The sequence below is a fragment of the Pedobacter sp. Leaf176 genome (assembly GCF_001424305.1).
Taxonomy (GTDB): Bacteria; Bacteroidota; Bacteroidia; order Sphingobacteriales; family Sphingobacteriaceae; genus Pedobacter.
Genome location: NZ_LMPD01000002.1, coordinates 189869 through 207442, shown reverse-complemented (window position 1 = coordinate 207442; position 17574 = coordinate 189869). Strand labels below are relative to the sequence as shown.

Here is a 17574-nt window from a genome sequence, read left to right as displayed (position 1 = left end):
GTATTCGGCTCATAGATACCGTATTAAAATCGGAGCATGAAAGACTGCAGCTATTTGTCCCACCAAACTGGCTCGTAAATTAGGGTCGTACCCGGAAAATTCTGGTTGGTTGTAATCTCGCTGTTTGGATAAAGGAAACGGAGCGGCATACGGCCGCCGCCAATGGTCGACGCTGCTGAGGTAACTAAAAATTCCGGATAACCTGTACGGCGCCATTCGGTCCATGCCTCGAAACCTTGGAAACCGCACATGGCATAATATTTTTGTAAGATTATGGTACGGATATTACCTGCTGTTGTTCCTGGTAGAACGGCGTCGGGAGCGTTTGCCAGATACGCCGGAGCTACGTCCGGAATGCCTAAAGCACTAAAACTGCTCTGAACGCCGAACCGATATAAAGCTGCCAGATTTCCGGAAGCCCAATTTCTGGCTACGGCCTCGGCTTGTAAAAAGTAACTTTCAGCACCCGAAATAAGTTTAACCGGGGCTGTAGCCGAAGCCGTGTTTATCGCATTGCCACCAACCAAAGCCGATGGTGGCGAAACCTCTTTGTCGGTGTTGGTGCTATAGCTGCCCTGTCGTATTGATGAAATAGTGTCGGCGCCCGCTAAAACATCGTAAAACCTGTACAGTCGTGGATCCTGATTTCGTAAAAAGGCATTAACAGCTGTAGTGCTGGCCACAATATTCTGTGTCCTTCCTAAACCAATGGTTTCATTATAAAGTGGGTTTTCATTGCCGCCTGTAGAAGCGTAGTTTAGGGCTGCATCACTTTCTAAAAATCCGCCGGTTGTACTATAAAGCTGCGCGATGCCCTGCTGAGCGGTGGCTGGTAAAACCTGGCTCAGGCGCAGGTATGCCCTGAGCTTAAGGGTACGGCCAAAACGAATCCACTGACCAGCATCGCCCTGGAAGAGCAGATCTTGCGAAGCCGGTGAAACTGCATTTGCAACACTTAATAATATAATTCCGCGATCTATGTAATTAAAAATGCTATCGTATACTACTTGCTGCCTTTCATACCGCGGGCTAGCAATCACATTTCCCTGCAAGGCTTCAGTAAGTGGAATATCGCCGAAAGCATCAGTCGCAAGCTGAAAAGTATATGCCTTTAACAAAAATGCCATACCTTTTATGTGCTCGGCATTAGGCGTATTGCTGTTGATGATAAGCTGCAGATTTTCGAGCGAAGATCGGTAAATATTGATCCATGGTTGGTCGAAATTGGTGTTAGTTACCCGATACTGATCAATGGTTCGGTATTGTGATGAGGATGGGCTTTGGGTCCAGTACTGTGCCCAAAAGTTACCATAAATTTGGAAGTTGTTTCCAACCAGCTGTCCAACAGCGGCTTCTGCGGCAGGCAGTAATAGCTGCGGTGATGCATTAACAGGGTTATTTGGATTTTCATTTACGTCCAGGAATTTTTTACAACTGTAGAAAGACACCGTTAAAATGGTCGCGAGCACCATTACCGTCAGTTGGTAAGTTTTAAATTGGTTCGTTTTCATAATCGTATTTTAAAATGATGCTCTTAAATTGATACCATAATTTCTTACCGATGGCTGGGCGGTGTAGTCAAATCCCTGGGCATTGCCTGCACCCGCTGAATTGACTTCGGGATCGGCAAACTGGTTTGATTTTGGTGTCCAGATAAATAAATTATTGCCAAACAAACCAACGCTTAACGCCCCAAACGGGGTTTTATTTAGAAATGACTTTGCGAATTGATATGAAATGGATAACGTACGGAGTTTCACAAAAGAAGCATCAACTATATGCTGACCTGCCACAAGATCAGAGTAATAATCTTGTTTGTTATAGGTTGCAGTGGTGTTGACCACCATGTTACCTTGTGCATCTCTATAAACAGAATTTGGAAACAGCACACCTATACGCGGCCCGCCAGATTCGGCCGATGTACCGTTGAAGCCGGTAATATCACGGGTTCGGGAATAGAAAACGCCGCCGCGCTTTGTATCAAATAAAGCCGACAAAGAAAAATTGCCATAGCGGATATTCGTTCCAATCGAAGCCTGGTATTTCGGGTTATAGCTACCTAAATATTCCGCTGCTGGTGTTTGCAACGGAATCCCCGTTTGTCGGTCGATAACCGTTCGGCCTTCTTCATCTCGTAAATTATTTACGGCATAAAACTCACCATAAGGCCGGCCAACTGCAGCAACAATAGACATGCCCGAATAGCCGCCAATGGTTACCTGCTCAATGCCTGGCATAAGTTCTACAACTTCGCTGTTATTTTTCGTGTAAGTTGCAAAAAGCTCTACCGAAAAACCACTGTTCGTTTTAATCGGGGTTCCCCTCAAACTTAATTCCACGCCGCGATTTCTAACCTCGCCTGCGTTGACTACACTAAACCCAAAACCTGTAGATGTTGGTATAGGGATGCTTAGAATCTGATTTTTAGAATTATTGCTATAATAACTGAAATCAACTGACAGCCGGTTATTGAATAGGCCTAGTTCAGTACCAACCTCAAAAGAATTTGTTTTTTCTGGCTTCAAATCAGGGTTTCCAATAGTAGAACCTGCCATTAAAGCCGCTACATTGCCAAAGGGAAAAGTGGTGCTTCCAAACCCACCGATGATTTCCGCCCGCGAAAAGGTCGTCATCAGCTGATAAGGATCGGTATCATTACCAACTTGGGCATAGCTCGACCTAAGCTTTCCGTAACTTAAAAAGCCGAAGGCCTCGTTATCTTTAAGTAATTCTGAAAAAAGAAACGACAAACTCACACTTGGATAAAAAAATGAGCGGTTTGAAGCTGGCAGGGTCGAAGACCAGTCGTTCCGTGCAGTAGCTTCGAGGAAAAGCATCTTACGAAATGATAAATTTAAGTCAGCATAAAGGCCTATTAATCTTCGCTTACTTAAATAATCACTTATCACATTAATTGGCCCATTGCTATTTGCCAGATTGTACCAGCCAGGAACAACGAGGCCCCCGCTGGCATTAGTTGCCTGGCTATTTGTAGATGTATTTCGCTGGCGTATGTTATTGCCAATCATTAATGAACCTTCGAAATTATCGTCGAATTTATGGCTTGCTGTTATCATTAAATCGTGAACCAGTTCATTTACATTAAACTGATCTATCTGATAAGAGCCATTATTTATAGCGGGATTGGCGCTTGCTGAATAATTTCCCGCTTCATCAGCCGGAACAAACGAATATTTTGGCGATTCCTGCCTGCGCCTGTCGGTATAAGTGTCAATACCCACACGTTCCTTTATATCGAGCCAATCGAACGGTTTATAACCTATATTGAAATTTCCGGTTATGCGGTTTACCTCATTGATGTTATTGTAGTTTGCCAAAATCCAGTAAGGGTTCATCGTGTAGGCACCATAATAGCCGTAGCGATCATCTTGCCTGATTCCGTTTGAATCCGTGTAGCCATATCCGTAGAATTTATTATTTAGATCCTTCAAATCCTGCAATGGAATATCACGGGGCGTTTGTAAAACATTATTGTAGACCGATCCACCGGCTTGTCCGCCGGCGACCTGGTTGCTGTTGATATGAGAAAAATTGAAAGCAATCCCGGCACTAAACTTATTCGAAAAAGCAGCCGTACCGTTAAAACGAACATTGTAACGGTCGTAAACATCCTTATTGCCAGGAAATATGCTATTCGAATTAAGTGAATTTAAGCCTAAGAAAAAACTTGTTTTCTCCCCGCCGCCAGAAAAAGACAGATTGTTGTCGGTGCTAAAGCCGGTTTCAAAAAAGTTTCGGACATTGTCTTCAAAAGCCTGGTAGGGTTTGGTTAAACGCGTACCATCTATCTGTTGTCCCCATGGCTGCACCTCACCTGTGAAAGGTGCCCCCCAACTCCAGTTTTCTTTTGGGTCGTTGTAATAGCTGGCATTTCCTTGCGCATCAATATTGGTATAGTAGCCCTGGCCGTATTCATTCTGCAGATCCGGTAGCTTTAAAACAGATGAAAATGCATTCGAAGTGCTGAACGTAATTTCCATTTTTTTTGCACCCTGCTTACCGCTTTTGGTGGTGATGATTAATGCTCCGTTTGATGCCCGCGAGCCATAAAGCGCTGCGGCGGCCGGGCCTTTTAAAACGGTAACTGATTCGATATCCTCCGGATTGATGTCGTTGCCGCGGTTACCAAAATCCACACTACTTAACGAAGAGCCACCGCCAATTACACTTGAGTTATCAATCGGGAAACCATCCACTACAATCAGGGCTTGGTTATTTCCTGCTATTGATGAACCGCCACGAAGTACAACCCTCGATGAAGCACCGGGTGTATTTGAGGTTGTCGTAATATTAACCCCGGCCACATGACCAGTCAAAGAATTGATAACATTAGGGTTTTGCCCCTGTGTCAGTTCTGCGTTGTTAATGGTTGGTGCCGAGTAACCAAGGGTACGCTTTTCCCTACGGATGGCGTTTGCGGTAACAACTACCTCATTCAGCTCACGGTTATTGGCTACAAGTGCTGCATTAACTATATTCGAATTCCCAACCGGGATACTTAAGACTGCATAGCCGACAGAACTGAATTGTAAAGTGGCCTGACCGGCAGTAATAGTTAAACTGTAACGACCATCAGACCCGGTCGCCACACCGGTTGTTGTTCCGGCAACACGTACGGATACACCTGGAATTGGCCCACCATCTGCCCGGTCGGTTACCAGGCCGGTTATGGTTCGTGTTTGGCCAGATAATTTTGTAATGGCCAACAACGATAGCAACAGTATTATATAGAAAATTCTCATATTAGTTTGTTTAGGCGAGGTGAATTATTGCTGAGGCAGCAAACCATCTCTGATCATTCTATCGATTAAAATTTTCGGATATACGCGAGCAAAGTTTTCTATTGTCCCGGGGTTTACGCTTTCTGATTGGGCCGACCAGATAAGCCTGTCGGATTGAACATCGTATACGTTCGTTTCCATGAAATACGTTTTATCAGTTACATAATACCCCGGATCATAAAATGCAGTTCGCCAGTAATTGAAATATGAATAAAAACCGCCGTACCATCGATAAGCAGTAAAGGGTGAATAAGTGGCGCTTCCCGGTACATAACGGGTTTCGCTTTCTTTGTTGATAAGGGCCACTGTTAAAATGGAACCGGCACCCGTTTTTCTTATCTCTGAAACCAGTATTTCTCTTGAAGGGGTAGTTTGGTAAAACTCAGGATTGAAATGTGAAGTGCTTTTTATTGCCGGAATATTTCTTGCTGCTGCCGCCTCGGCCAGTGCGTCCTCGAGTGTTGTTCTGAGTTCGATATTCCGGCTTAGCGAAGCAATAAAAACGCTCTTACCACTTATTGGTTTGCCTTTTGCCTCTGGCGCAATCCATGAACCCGTAATTCGTGTAGAAGGACTACATGCGGTGATTAGGCTAATGTTGCCTGACGCAACTAGCAGGCATAATATCCTATAGGCTGTTCGTTTCATAAAATTTTATAGATATATTAATGTGATAGAAAAAACCAAGTCGTTTTTAAAAAAGTTTGTTCGTTGGCTACGCATTATTTATAGGGGAATACCCAAAAAAAAAGCGTATTTGTAGCGAGGCGATTATGAGGTTGCCACGTTCCGATCGTTACTGGCGATCGGTTTAATCATAATTAAGCTTTTTGTATGAGAATGAAATAGCTTTAGTTTTCTGACTAATTTGGCCTGGAAAAAACAATGATAAGCGGTCAATAGAATTTTATGACTCTATTAAGAAGTAGTCTAAGTTTTCATCTGCCATTTATGTTTTATGCATCGCTAATGTTTCTAATAAGAAACAAATTGATAACTGATTTTAAAATATCGTATACGACGTGTGCGGTTTATTACAGACCCGGCTAACGTATTTATAACCAATAAAATAAAAAATACCTGATCTGAAATTTAGAAGAACTTTTTTCTAATACGCTTTGTCTTTACAATAGTTTTTAACTACCAGATAAAAACTTAAACCTCAAAAAGAAATAGCAATGAAAACTGAAGTAAATGAAACACAGGTGAATTTTGACGACGTTCAGGATTACCAAACAAATGTAGTGGATTCAAACTATCTTATAGACAGTTTAACGTCTGAGTTTCCCGGACCAGGAGAAGAATCTGACGATGATATTGATGAACCACTAATTGGAGATGACGACGATGATTTATCTGATACCGAAGATGACAGTACAATCCTCGATGATGACGATGATTTAAGTAATATAGATGATGAAGATTCTATAATCGATGGTGCCGAAGATGATTCAGGTGATATTGGCGAAAATGACCTTTCAGTTGATGATGAATTAACCGATGACGATGAAACACAAATTTGATTTTAAAAAATGAACTTAAATTATGGAAACACAAAATCAACAGCACAGTGAAGGGAAAGTTGCGCATGCCATTGAAGAACAGACTGCAAAACTGCCATCAGACGTTTTCTTATGGGCCGCCCTGGCATCGATGGGTGTGTCACTAACCTTGAAATGCCTTGGTCACAGGCATAACGCACTCTTTGTTGGACAATGGGCCGCACCGTTTTTATTATTAGGGGTATATAATAAAATAGTAAAAACGGAAGGGCATGACCAGGTATCATAGATAACCCGAATAATAGAGAATAAAAAAGGAAAGCTTATTTTAAGCTTTCCTTTTTTATTGTATCAAGTCTAAACATGTTATACGAATTTACTGTGTTCAGGTACGGCTAATGCTTTAAAATTTTCGGCCAGTTTCTTTAACTCCAGTCTGAGTTGTGCACCCTTCATAACTTGTCCATGGCCAGAAATTACAGTTGCGGGGCGTAAATCCCTAAGTTTTTTTACGGTTTCCTCCGCTGCAATCCAATCGGTAGTCAGATACCTTGGCGGACCATTTACTTCTTTTTTCTGAACAAGAACTTTGTAGAAGGAATCCTGTCTTACTGTTATAAATGCATCAGCAGATAATAATATCCGGTCGGTTATCCGAAAGAAAACCACCTGCCCTGGCGAATGCCCCGGAGCATGTATCCAATGCCAGCCGATTGCTTCAGGTACACTTCCATCAGCAGGAAGCCTTATTAGGAATTCGCTGATATCTATGGGCTCATGCGGATACAAGCCTGATAATTTGGCCAGCAAACCCCCTTCTACACTTGCATCTGGTTCGGGATAAGCCTTTTTATTGGTAAGGTAAGGAAATTCAAACTCGTGCGCGTAAACCGGAACCTGCCATTTTTCTAATAAAGATACTATACTGCCAACATGGTCGAAATGACCATGAGTAAGCAATATCGCTTTGGGTGGATGGTTTATGCCAAAGCGTTGCTCGGCCACTTCTATGAGTTCATCGCCACAGCCAGGCATGCCGCAATCTACCAATACCCAATCCCTATCTGGAAAACCAAGCATAATTACATTAACAATCTGGTTGGTATAATAATAAACATCTGGCAAAACTTCGTGGCCATGTCCACTCGAAAAAGAGGTCATCGGAATAGATTTACTGTCGCTGCTCTGTTTCATCTCTAAAAATATTAAGTTTACAAATGTGGATCTAGCCGTTCCGATCGCCGTCTCTTGGTTCCCTGCCTACGTTCGGCGGAACACCAGTTTCATCTTCATGGTTTACCGGCTTGTTTGCTGCATTTGCCTGGAGATTTTCCAATTGGTCATCATGGTTTGCACCATCAATTATATTTTCATCTGGTCTGCGTACAGGCGTACCAGAAGCATCTACCGTTTCTGGCCTATCTTTCAATTTTTTATTATTTTCCATAATTCAATTTTATCGTGCATAATTTATAATACCCTTTTTAGTTTATCCTAGCATCGTATTATCCGGTATAACTTAATCGATGTTGAAAATATTATTGATACGAATCAGATTCTAAAAATTAACAATGTTTTTCTTCAAGTGATTATGAAACTAAGCTAACCATAATGAAAAACGTTACAGATTTCGTAAATACCCATTTGAGTTTTTTAAATACGCATTTTATTTAGGGAAATCCACATAGGAAGATAGGGTTGATGATTTGCGAATTGTCATTTGATCCGTGTAAATACAGGTTATTTTGCGTATTTATTGCAAAAACGGGCGTAAATAAAAATATGTTTTATATAAGATAAACTAGTCTATATTGATTAATCTGATTTTATGAAACTTAAAGAGCGAATGTTAGCCGAATTGGCAAAGACTTATGAGCCATCATCTTTAATTGAAAAAAGATTTGGAAGATATGACATCGCATTCAAAACCGATGAGGGCGGTCGTCCGATCTTACTTTTTATGGGAGTAAAGGACGAGAATGGTCACATACGCGGCGAAAGGTATGCCAGAAGACTGAAATTTAATGACGCAGGTGAGGTCTTAAAAGATCACTGGGAGCACAAAGGTAAAGCTATACCTTAATGCCCTTCCCGCAAGTTGGCGGAGGCTTTAAATCGATCAATTAGTAAAGGTAAGTGTCATTAAAGTTAGGACATGAGATTGCCCGGAACCCTTGAATTCAAAAAAGGCCCTCTTAAATGATTAAGAAGGCCTTTTAGTGTATTTTTTGAATTAAGCTCTCCCCGGATATTGCTGTAAAGCGATTTCCAGGCAGTCCATTGCTTTGTTCAGATCTTCTGTGTTTAATACATAGGCCATTCGTACTTCGTTTTTACCGGAACCTGGTGTATAGTAAAAACCGGTCGCTGGTGCCATCATAACCGTCTGGTTATCGTAATCAAACTCTTCTAAAATCCACTGGCAGAATCTGTCCGCATCATCAATCGGGAACTTTGCAACTACATAGAATGCACCACCCGGATTTGGGCAGAAAACACCATCAATTTTATTTAAGCGGCCAACCAACGTATCTCTACGAAGCGTATACTCGGTATTCACTTTCTCAAAATAACTGTCCGGCGTATCAACAGCTGCTGCTCCGGCAATTTGTTCTACCATACCCGGACTCAGTCTAGCCTGTGCAAATTTTAAACCTGAAGCGATAACTTCTTTGTTTTTCGTAATTAAACAACCTAAACGAGCTCCGCATGCACTATAGCGTTTGGAAACCGTATCCATAATTACAACGTTTTCATCCAGTCCTTGCAAATGCATTGGTGAAATAAATTCCCGTCCATCATAACAGAATTCTCGGTAGGCTTCATCAGAAAATAAAAATAAATCGTACTTCGTACAAAGTGTTTTTAGTGCTTCTAATTCTTCTCTGGAATATAAATATCCGGTTGGATTGTTCGGATTGCAAATAATTATGGCCTTGGTTTTCGCTGTAATTAATTTTTCGAATTCTGAAATCGGTGGCAATGCAAAACCATTCTCAATGTATGATAATATGGGTTTAACTATGACATTACTCATGCAGGCAAATCCATTGTAATTTGCATAAAAAGGTTCAGGAATAATGATTTCATCGCCCTCATTCACACAAGTTTGCATGGCGATTGTTATGGCTTCTGAACCACCAACCGTAACCAATATATTTTCAGGCTTGATATCGTAACCTAATTTATTATAGTACTCGGTTAGTTTCTCACGGTAGGCTAAAGTACCTTCAGAGGGTGTATATGCCCAGACATTAAAATCAATGTTTTTGATGGCATTTAACATGCCTTCAGGTGTTTCAATGTCTGGCTGGCCTATATTTAAGTGGAAAACTTTTTTACCATCTTTTTTTGCTTTATCAGCAAAGGGAGTTAATTTTCTGATTGGCGATGCAGGCATCTGCAAACCTTTTTGTGAAATTTTCGGCATGGCGCAAAAATAAAAAAGTCCCGCTAAAAACCGGGACTTTTCAAATATTATTGTTTTAAAATTTACTTAGATGCTGAAGCAACAGTTTCACCTTTAATGTAAAGTACTTTTACAGGCGTTTTAGCATTTGATGTAACAGTTACTGTTTTAGTAAAAGGTTGAGGTGCGCCTGCTGCACTAAATGTAACAGAGATAGTTCCTGTTTCACCTTTTTTCAAAGGAACAGTTGTATATTTTGGAACTGTACAGCCACAACTTGCTTCTGCTTTAGTGATGATTAGCGGCTCTTCGCCAACATTTGTATATTTGAAATCGTAGGTTACAGGCTTATTAACTGTAATTTTACCGAAATCATGCGTTTCAGCTTCAAATTTAAATTCAGCAGGCTTGGATTGCGCATTTGCAATTAAACCAAAGCCCATTACCATAGTTAATAATACTAAGATCTTTTTCATATTGTTATTTTGAAATCGTGTTTAAATTATTAAAACAAATTTAATATTTATAAGATGAAACAAAAACTATTCCACTTATTTTTTATTAATCCATATATAATTTTACAATTGAGGATAAAGGCAAACTTTTAATTTTCCATATATTTGCCTCAACCAATATTTGATTGCATGCTAAATGAAAAATTGATTACCAACTCTATAGATACTTCTGAGCTCAGTTTTAATGATTTTAAATCCATTGTAATTAATGATTATAAATTGGCATACGAAAGCAGACAGGCCAGTGTTTTAGGGCGTAGGGAAGTATTAACAGGGAAGGCTAAGTTCGGTATTTTCGGTGACGGAAAGGAAGTTCCTCAGATCGCCATGGCTAAAGCATTCAAAAACGGCGACTGGCGTTCCGGTTATTATCGTGATCAAACTTTTGCATTTGCAGCTGGCATTTCTACAATTAAGGAATTTTTTGCGCAATTGTATGCCAATCCTACAGAGGGTGCCGATCCTTTTTCCGGCGGCAGACAAATGAATTGCCATTTCGCAACCAAATCTATTAATGAAGACGGAAGCTGGAATGATTTGATGCAGATTAAAAACGTTTCTTCGGACATATCGCCAACCGGAGGACAAATGGCCCGACTGGTTGGTTTAGCCTACGCATCAAAATTGTTCAGAAACAACAGGGAATTAGATTATTTAAAAAATTTTTCTGTTAACGGCAACGAGGTCGCTTTTGGAACAATTGGCAATGCGTCCACCTCAGAAGGCGTTTTTTTTGAAGCGATTAATGCTGCGGGCGTTTTACAAATTCCTATGGCAATTTCCATTTGGGATGATGCTTACGGCATATCTGTTCCCGCAAAATACCAGACAACAAAGGAGGACATTTCTGAGGTTTTAAAGGGTTTTCAGCGTGACGAAAAAAATCAGGGTTACGAAATTTTCAAAGTTAAGGGTTGGGATTATCCTGCATTGTGTGAAGTTTACGAAAAAGCAATAACCATTTGCAGGGAGGAGCACGTACCTGTTTTAATACACGTTACAGAACTTACTCAGCCCCAGGGTCACAGCACATCAGGTTCTCATGAACGATATAAATCAAAAGATAGACTAAGCTGGGAAAATGAACATGACTGCATTTTAAAAATGCGCGAATGGATGCTGGATTCTGCAATTGTATCAGAGGAGGAAATTGCAGAAATAGAAAAAAATGCGAAAATTTTTGTTCGCAATGCACAGAAAGAAGCCTGGAATGAATTCCTGGATAGTATGAAACCCGAGCAAAAGCTGGTGGTCGATTACATCTCAGCAATGGTAGGAAACCAACCTGAACTGGCTAAAATTTCTTCTCATCTCGCTGCTACTGCAGATGCACAGCGACGGGAAATTTTTACAGCTGCCCGTAAAGCAATCAGGTTGTCTGCTGGAAAACCTTCGGCAGAGCGGGATGCACTGGTAAACTGGTATAAAAGCCAATACAAATTAAATTACAACAGGTATAATTCTAAATTGCATACGAATGGCAATGATAGTCCTGAAAAGATTTCCATTGTGGATGCAATTTATGATGAGTTTTCTAAGGTGGTTGATGGACGCGAGATTTTAAATGCATGTTTTGATGAGAATTTTGCCCGTGACCAGCGACTGGTCGCTTTTGGTGAAGATTTAGGAAACATTGGGGACGTAAACCAAGGTTTTGCCGGTTTACAGACAAAATATGGCGAATTGAGGGTGACCGATACGGGTATTCGCGAAATGACAATCATGGGGCAGGGTATTGGCATGGCCATGCGCGGCTTAAAACCAATTGCCGAAATTCAATATTTAGATTACCTTATATTTGCATTAAACGTTCTTAGTGATGATTTAGCTTCCCTTTCTTATCGCACTAAAGGCATACAGAAAGCCCCGGTTATCGTTAGAACCAGGGGCCATCGCTTGGAGGGCATATGGCATTCCGGATCGCCAATAAGCATGATTCTTGGTGCGTTGAGGGGCTTGCATGTCTGTGTGCCTAGAAACATGACGCAAGCAGCGGGCATGTATAACACACTGTTCAGGGCCGACGAGCCTGCTATAGTTATCGAATGCCTTAATGGTTACCGTTTAAAGGAAAAACTGCCTAATAATGTTGGTGAATTTACCATTCCACTAGGAAAAGCCGAAGTTTTGGAGAAGGGAACTGATATTACAGTAATATCATATGGTTCTACATTAAGGATTGTTCAGGAGGCTGCAGAAGAGCTCGCCGCTATGGGTATTTCTGTTGAAATAATAGATCCTCAAACCTTATTGCCTTTTGATATAGGCAACATTTGCGCTGAGTCCCTTAAAAAAACAAATAAGCTTTTAGTAGTTGATGAAGATGTTCCTGGTGGTGCGTCAGCCTATATTCTGCAACAGGTTTTAGAAAATCAGAAAGGCTACTTTCATCTGGACGGACAACCTCAAACATTATCTGCAAAGGCACACAGGCCGCCGTTCGGTTCTGACGGCGATTATTTCAGTAAACCATCAGCTGATGATGTAATAGAAGTTATTTACCAGATGATGCATGATACAAATCCTGCAAAATTTCCTGCGCTTTTTTAAAGCAAGACTTAATTTATTTATAAAACAGATTTATATCTGCAACTGCCTCATATGAAAGTCTTCCTGTCGATCCAACAGCTATTGGATGTAGCCTAGCGAAATGCCTGCCTGTCGCAAGCAGGGAGAAGCCTTTGAAGTTGGTTTTGTGAATTGAGTTATCCTTGAGGCTGATATGGTTTATCGCCTGTGTTTCTTTTCGCCAGTATAATTTTTCTCGCCCGCCTTAATTTCCATTTGTAAATCATTTTCTTCCGGAGGTACCGGACAACGGTAACCTTCACTGTATGCACAATATGGATTGTAAGCTTTATTGAAATCGACTTCAATTTTATTATTCACAATTTCTTTTGAACTTAAATCAATGTAGCGGCCACCGCCATAACTTTCTTTTTTGTTGGTTTCATCAGTAAACGGAAGGAATAGTAAATCTTTGTAAGCAGGATTGTTAGCTAGGGCGATGCTTTTGTACAAAGTCATGATAGTTGCTTTGCCGTTTAAACTGAAATTTATTTTCGCATAGCGATAAAACTCCTTGCTTGTACCATCGTAAGTTGGCATTTTGAAAACCTTTTCATTTTTCAAAATTTTGACTTCAGCAATCACCTTGTAATTGCTGTCAGCATCATAAAAATGAAGATTCTGAAAATCACTTTCTTGTAAAGGCGAATTAGATTCTTTGATAAAATCCTGTTTGTAGTTTTCGCGATGTTTAACGATTTGCTCGTGGTAGGATTGAGAGAAAACGTCTAAGCTGATGAATAAAAGGAGGAAAGGCAGAAGTCTCGTCATGTTTTTTTTGTTTTATGATTTAGAAATGCAGTCTTTTCGATCCGATAAATAGCGGATGGAGTGCAACGGAACGGAGAAATCTTTAAATCAAGTTATTTCCAAAAATTTCTCCACTGCGGTCGAAAATGACGACCAACATTTATATCACATTAACTTTATTTCTCAAAAATTGGTCGGCCAAAACCAGTGCCGCCATTGCTTCTACAATTACTACTGCTCTGGGTACTACACAAGGATCGTGACGGCCTTTACCTTTAATCTCTGACGCTTCACCGGCAGCATTTATGGTTTGTTGGTTATGCATAATGGTGGCAACGGGCTTAAAAGCGACTTTAAAAGTAATGTCCATCCCGTTGGAAATGCCACCCAGAATGCCCCCGGCATGGTTCGTAACCGTAATAAAGCCCTTCCCTTTTGGGGAAGGGTTTGGGATGGGGCTATCGTTATGTTGAGAACCTCTCAACTCACTTCCAGCAAAACCTGAACCATATTCAAAACCATGAACAGCGTTGATACTCAACATGGCTTTACCTAAATCCGCATGTAATTTATCAAAAACCGGCTCGCCTAGGCCGGCCGGACAGCCTTTAATTACACAGCCTATTTTACCACCAACAGTATCGCCATCTTTTCTGACTGAATCGATAAATGCAATCATTTCATTTGCTGTCGCAGGATCTGCACAACGAACGATATTTTCTTCCCGAATCTCTAGCAAAGCTGATAAATCGTTGCTTTCTAAATTTGGTGCCTCGATGGTTCCAACTGAAGTTACATGGGCAAATATCTCAATGCCTTGTTGCTTTAAAAACAATTTGGCAATTGCACCTGCGGCAACTCGGGCAGCAGTCTCACGGGCCGATGAACGACCGCCACCACGGTGGTCCCGAATGCCGTATTTTGCATCGTACACGTAATCCGCATGACTTGGACGATAAACATCCACATTGTGACCGTAATCCTTTGAACGCTGGTCTTCATTTGGAATTAATAAAGCAATCGGTGTCCCCGTGCTTTTTCCCTCAAAAATACCCGATAAAATTTGAACTGTATCGCTTTCTTTTCTTTGCGTAGTAATTTTCGACTGACCAGGTTTACGCTTATCCAATTCTGACTGAATAAAATCCATGTCAATATCCAATCGCGGCGGACATCCGTCAATAATTACCCCAATGGCTACACCATGAGATTCGCCAAAGGTGGTTATGCAAAATAGTTGTCCGAATGAGTTGCCTGCCATTTTGTAAGTATAAAGTAATTAGTATTTAGTCGTTAGATTGATTTTTCTTAGTAAAAATGATTTTAAGTTGCGATTTTTGCATCCAGTCTTGATACTTTATACTAAATACTTTTTACTAAAAAGCCAGCTTTTTTCAAATCTTCCCAGAAATAAGGATAAGATTTCTCTACTACATGCATTTCTTCAATTTCCACTTCGTTGATTAATAGTGCAAGCGGCGCAAAAGCCATGGCCATACGGTGGTCTTCGTAGGTTGCAATGGTAATTTTCTCAGGGAAATATAATTCATCAGTATTAAGCGTATAAACCAGATTATCTTCGCTTAAAGTTACTCCAATTTTAGCAAGCTCATTCTGTAAAGCGGCAATACGGTCGGTTTCTTTGATTTTCAACGTTTCTAAGCCCGTAAATGACATATTTTTACCCAACGCAGCAGCAATAACCACGATAGTTTGTGCTAAATCAGGACAAGTTTTTAAATCAAGAATTTGTTTAGTATCTAAGGTTAATCCTAAGTTGCTGATGGAAATTCCTTTTTCGGTTTTTTCTGTCGCAATACCAAAAATCTTCATGATTTTTTGGATTTGACTGTCGCCTTGTAAACTTTTTTCTTTTAAAGCAGGTAAACTGATTTCAGCGGCATCAGCCAAAGCTGCAATGCTGTACCAGTAAGATGCTGCGCTCCAATCAGGCTCTACAATTAAAGTTCCTGGTTTAAAGGCTTGCGCTTTTATTGAAATGGAATTGCCCTCCCATGAATGTTTAATACCAACCTCAGCCAACATATTCAAAGTCATATCTACATACGGTTTTGAAGTCAGCTCACCCTCGATCTCTAAAGTTAAGCCTTGAGGTAGGATAGGAGCAATCATCAGCAATGCTGAAATATACTGACTGCTCATATCTCCTTTAATTTTAACTTCAGCAGTTTTCTGGTTTAATGGGCCAATAATATTTAACGGTGGAAAGCCATCATTCTCCGCGTAAGAAATATTTGCCCCTATTGTTTTTAGGGCATCAGCTAAAATACCAATCGGACGTTGTTTCATCCGCTCGGTGCCTGTTAACAGGAAGTTTCCATTTTTGGCAGAAAGATAGGCCGAAAGAAAACGCATTGCCGTTCCCGCAGGGCCAACGTCAACTGTTTTAGATTCCTCAATTTCTACTTCTAACTCTTCTTCCAGATTATTTAAAATTCCGTTCAATGTTACCGTATCAGCAGCATTCGACAGGTTTTCTACTTTAACCAATTTGTTGCTTAATGCACTGATTATCAATGCTCTATTGCATTCGCTTTTCGAGCCTGTTAACTGGATTTCCGTATTAATATTCTTGGTTCCTTTGAAAGAAACTAAGGCGTTTTTTGACATTTTTGGCCTCTCCCTAATCCTCTCCAAAGGAGAGGGAACGTGATTCGTTTATAAAATTTATTTTTGCGCTGATGTTATCTTTAGAGTTTAGCTTTCAAGCTGTCGTTTTAAGATTGCTTCGTACTTCTCGATAACGTGTTGTGTTAGACTTTGCTTTTTACTTAGTCATTAAACTTTGGTCTTTCAGCTTATTTAGGCCTTCACTTCATTATGTTGCTCAGCAGCAATTCCTTGTGCAGCTTTACCAGCATTCATAATTTCAGTTTGTTTACGAATAGATTCGCCGTGCATCAATTCTAAGAATTTCTCTGTGAAGTTTAAATCTAATTTAAGAGCCTTGGCAAAAGCATGACCTTTTTTAATGATGGCATCCCAACGGTTAACCTGCAGAATCGTAACTTGGTTATCGCGTTTGTATTCTCCGATTTTCTCAACGATTGCCATGCGTTCAGCTAATTTTTGCAGTAAGATATCGTCAATTTTATCGATGTTTTTACGTAAATCGGCTAATTTATCAGCGAAAGCTTCGTTTGGTGCTTCAGGTTCACGAACAGTTAAGCGATCTACCAAATCTGATAAAGCAGCTGGGGTAACTTGTTGCTTAGCATCTGTCCAGGCAACTGATGGGTCAACATGAGATTCAATCATCAAACCCTGCATGTCTAAATCCAAAGCTTTTTGAGAGATGTATGGGATTAGCTCACGGTTACCACAAATGTGACTTGGATCGTTGATGATTGGTAAATCAGGGCATAAAGTTTTCAGTTGGATAGCCAGTTCCCACATCGGTTCGTTACGGAAAGAACTTTTCTCGAATGAAGAAAATCCACGGTGAATAGCACCAATTTTTGTGATTCCTGCGCCATTGATACGCTCAATTGCACCAATCCACAATTGTAAATCAGGGTTAACCGGGTTTTTAATCAACACAGGTACATTATGACCTTTTAAAGCATCAGCAATTTCCTGAACTGTGAACGGATTTACGGTAGAACGTGCGCCAATCCAAAGGATATCAACACCTGCAGCTAAAGCCTCTTCAACATGCTTTGCATTTGCAACCTCAACAGCAGTTGGTAAACCAGTTTCTGCTTTAGCACGTTTTAACCATTCTAAACCGATACTTCCAATACCTTCAAATTCTCCCGGGCGCGTACGAGGTTTCCAGATACCGGCTCTTAAAACGGATACTTTACCAGTTGCGGCCAATAAATGTGCAGTAGTTAATAATTGTTCTTCAGTTTCGGCACTGCATGGTCCGGAGATGATTAATGGTTCGTTGTTAACGTTTAACCAGGTGTTTAAAGGTTGGATGTTTAAATTAAGTTTCATGATTTATGGCTTGTAATATTTTTAATTCGATTGTTTATTGCTTTATTGTTGCTGATTCGTAATTC

The 17574-nt window shown here is 40.5% G+C and carries 15 protein-coding genes; 4 read left to right on the top strand and 11 right to left on the bottom strand.

Annotation, left to right across the window (positions count from 1 at the left end):
• Window positions 1-50: 50 nt before the first annotated feature.
• Genes ASF92_RS06335 through ASF92_RS06325 form a run of 3 tightly spaced genes read right to left on the bottom strand, consistent with a single transcriptional unit; the run spans window position 51 to window position 5450 of the window.
• Window positions 51-1511, bottom strand: coding sequence for a SusD/RagB family nutrient-binding outer membrane lipoprotein (locus tag ASF92_RS06335; RefSeq protein ID WP_056089594.1), 1461 nt, complete (start codon window positions 1509-1511; stop codon window positions 51-53).
• A gap of 9 nt (window positions 1512-1520) precedes the next feature.
• The gene (locus ASF92_RS06330; RefSeq protein WP_056089590.1) at window positions 1521-4763 is read right to left on the bottom strand and encodes a SusC/RagA family TonB-linked outer membrane protein; all 3243 of its coding nucleotides are present in this window, start codon (window positions 4761-4763) and stop codon (window positions 1521-1523) included.
• A gap of 24 nt (window positions 4764-4787) precedes the next feature.
• A complete protein-coding gene (locus ASF92_RS06325) occupies window positions 4788-5450 on the bottom strand; it encodes a hypothetical protein (protein ID WP_056089585.1) in 663 nt (220 codons plus the stop codon).
• A gap of 530 nt (window positions 5451-5980) precedes the next feature.
• Here ASF92_RS06325 and ASF92_RS06320 point away from each other — a divergent pair.
• Entirely contained in the window at window positions 5981-6325 is a 345-nt protein-coding gene (locus ASF92_RS06320) for a hypothetical protein (protein ID WP_056089582.1), read from the top strand.
• Between the two features lie 22 nt (window positions 6326-6347).
• Window positions 6348-6593, top strand: a complete 246-nt coding sequence (locus tag ASF92_RS06315) for a hypothetical protein (RefSeq protein WP_056089578.1) — start codon at window positions 6348-6350, stop codon at window positions 6591-6593.
• Between the two features lie 77 nt (window positions 6594-6670).
• Here ASF92_RS06315 and ASF92_RS06310 read toward each other — a convergent pair whose 3' ends face one another.
• Together ASF92_RS06310 and ASF92_RS06305 are read right to left on the bottom strand one after the other, a co-directional pair.
• On the bottom strand, window positions 6671-7498 hold the full coding sequence (locus ASF92_RS06310) for an MBL fold metallo-hydrolase (protein ID WP_056089573.1): 828 nt from the start codon (window positions 7496-7498) through the stop codon (window positions 6671-6673).
• A 31-nt stretch (window positions 7499-7529) separates the two neighbouring features.
• The gene (locus ASF92_RS06305) at window positions 7530-7751 is read right to left on the bottom strand and encodes a hypothetical protein (RefSeq protein WP_056089570.1); all 222 of its coding nucleotides are present in this window, start codon (window positions 7749-7751) and stop codon (window positions 7530-7532) included.
• Window positions 7752-8150: 399 nt separating this feature from the next.
• On the opposite strand from ASF92_RS06305, the gene ASF92_RS06300 reads away from it, so the two are divergent.
• Window positions 8151-8387, top strand: a complete 237-nt coding sequence (locus ASF92_RS06300) for a hypothetical protein (protein ID WP_231729756.1) — start codon at window positions 8151-8153, stop codon at window positions 8385-8387.
• A 150-nt stretch (window positions 8388-8537) separates the two neighbouring features.
• Here ASF92_RS06300 and ASF92_RS06295 read toward each other — a convergent pair whose 3' ends face one another.
• Together ASF92_RS06295 and ASF92_RS06290 are read right to left on the bottom strand one after the other, a co-directional pair.
• Complete coding sequence (locus ASF92_RS06295) at window positions 8538-9734, bottom strand: pyridoxal phosphate-dependent aminotransferase (protein ID WP_056089564.1); 1197 nt, start codon at window positions 9732-9734, stop codon at window positions 8538-8540.
• 62 nt (window positions 9735-9796) lie between these two features.
• Complete coding sequence (locus tag ASF92_RS06290; RefSeq protein WP_056089560.1) at window positions 9797-10189, bottom strand: DUF1573 domain-containing protein; 393 nt, start codon at window positions 10187-10189, stop codon at window positions 9797-9799.
• A 168-nt stretch (window positions 10190-10357) separates the two neighbouring features.
• On the opposite strand from ASF92_RS06290, the gene ASF92_RS06285 reads away from it, so the two are divergent.
• On the top strand, window positions 10358-12778 hold the full coding sequence (locus ASF92_RS06285) for a thiamine pyrophosphate-dependent enzyme (protein WP_056089557.1): 2421 nt from the start codon (window positions 10358-10360) through the stop codon (window positions 12776-12778).
• A gap of 177 nt (window positions 12779-12955) precedes the next feature.
• Here the strand turns inward: ASF92_RS06285 and ASF92_RS06280 are convergent, their stop codons facing one another.
• The 4 genes from ASF92_RS06280 to ASF92_RS06265 all read right to left on the bottom strand — a co-directional run bounded on the left by ASF92_RS06280 (window position 12956) and on the right by ASF92_RS06265 (window position 17509).
• Entirely contained in the window at window positions 12956-13567 is a 612-nt protein-coding gene (locus ASF92_RS06280; RefSeq protein ID WP_056089555.1) for a DUF1684 domain-containing protein, read from the bottom strand.
• 139 nt (window positions 13568-13706) lie between these two features.
• Window positions 13707-14807, bottom strand: coding sequence for a chorismate synthase (gene aroC, locus ASF92_RS06275; protein WP_056089552.1), 1101 nt, complete (start codon window positions 14805-14807; stop codon window positions 13707-13709).
• Window positions 14808-14908: 101 nt separating this feature from the next.
• Window positions 14909-16177 carry a 3-phosphoshikimate 1-carboxyvinyltransferase gene (gene aroA / locus ASF92_RS06270; RefSeq protein ID WP_056089550.1) on the bottom strand — a complete coding sequence of 423 codons (1269 nt, stop codon included), beginning with the start codon at window positions 16175-16177 and terminating at the stop codon, window positions 14909-14911.
• A gap of 192 nt (window positions 16178-16369) precedes the next feature.
• Window positions 16370-17509 carry a chorismate mutase gene (locus ASF92_RS06265; RefSeq protein WP_056089547.1) on the bottom strand — a complete coding sequence of 380 codons (1140 nt, stop codon included), beginning with the start codon at window positions 17507-17509 and terminating at the stop codon, window positions 16370-16372.
• Window positions 17510-17574 lie beyond the last annotated feature (65 nt).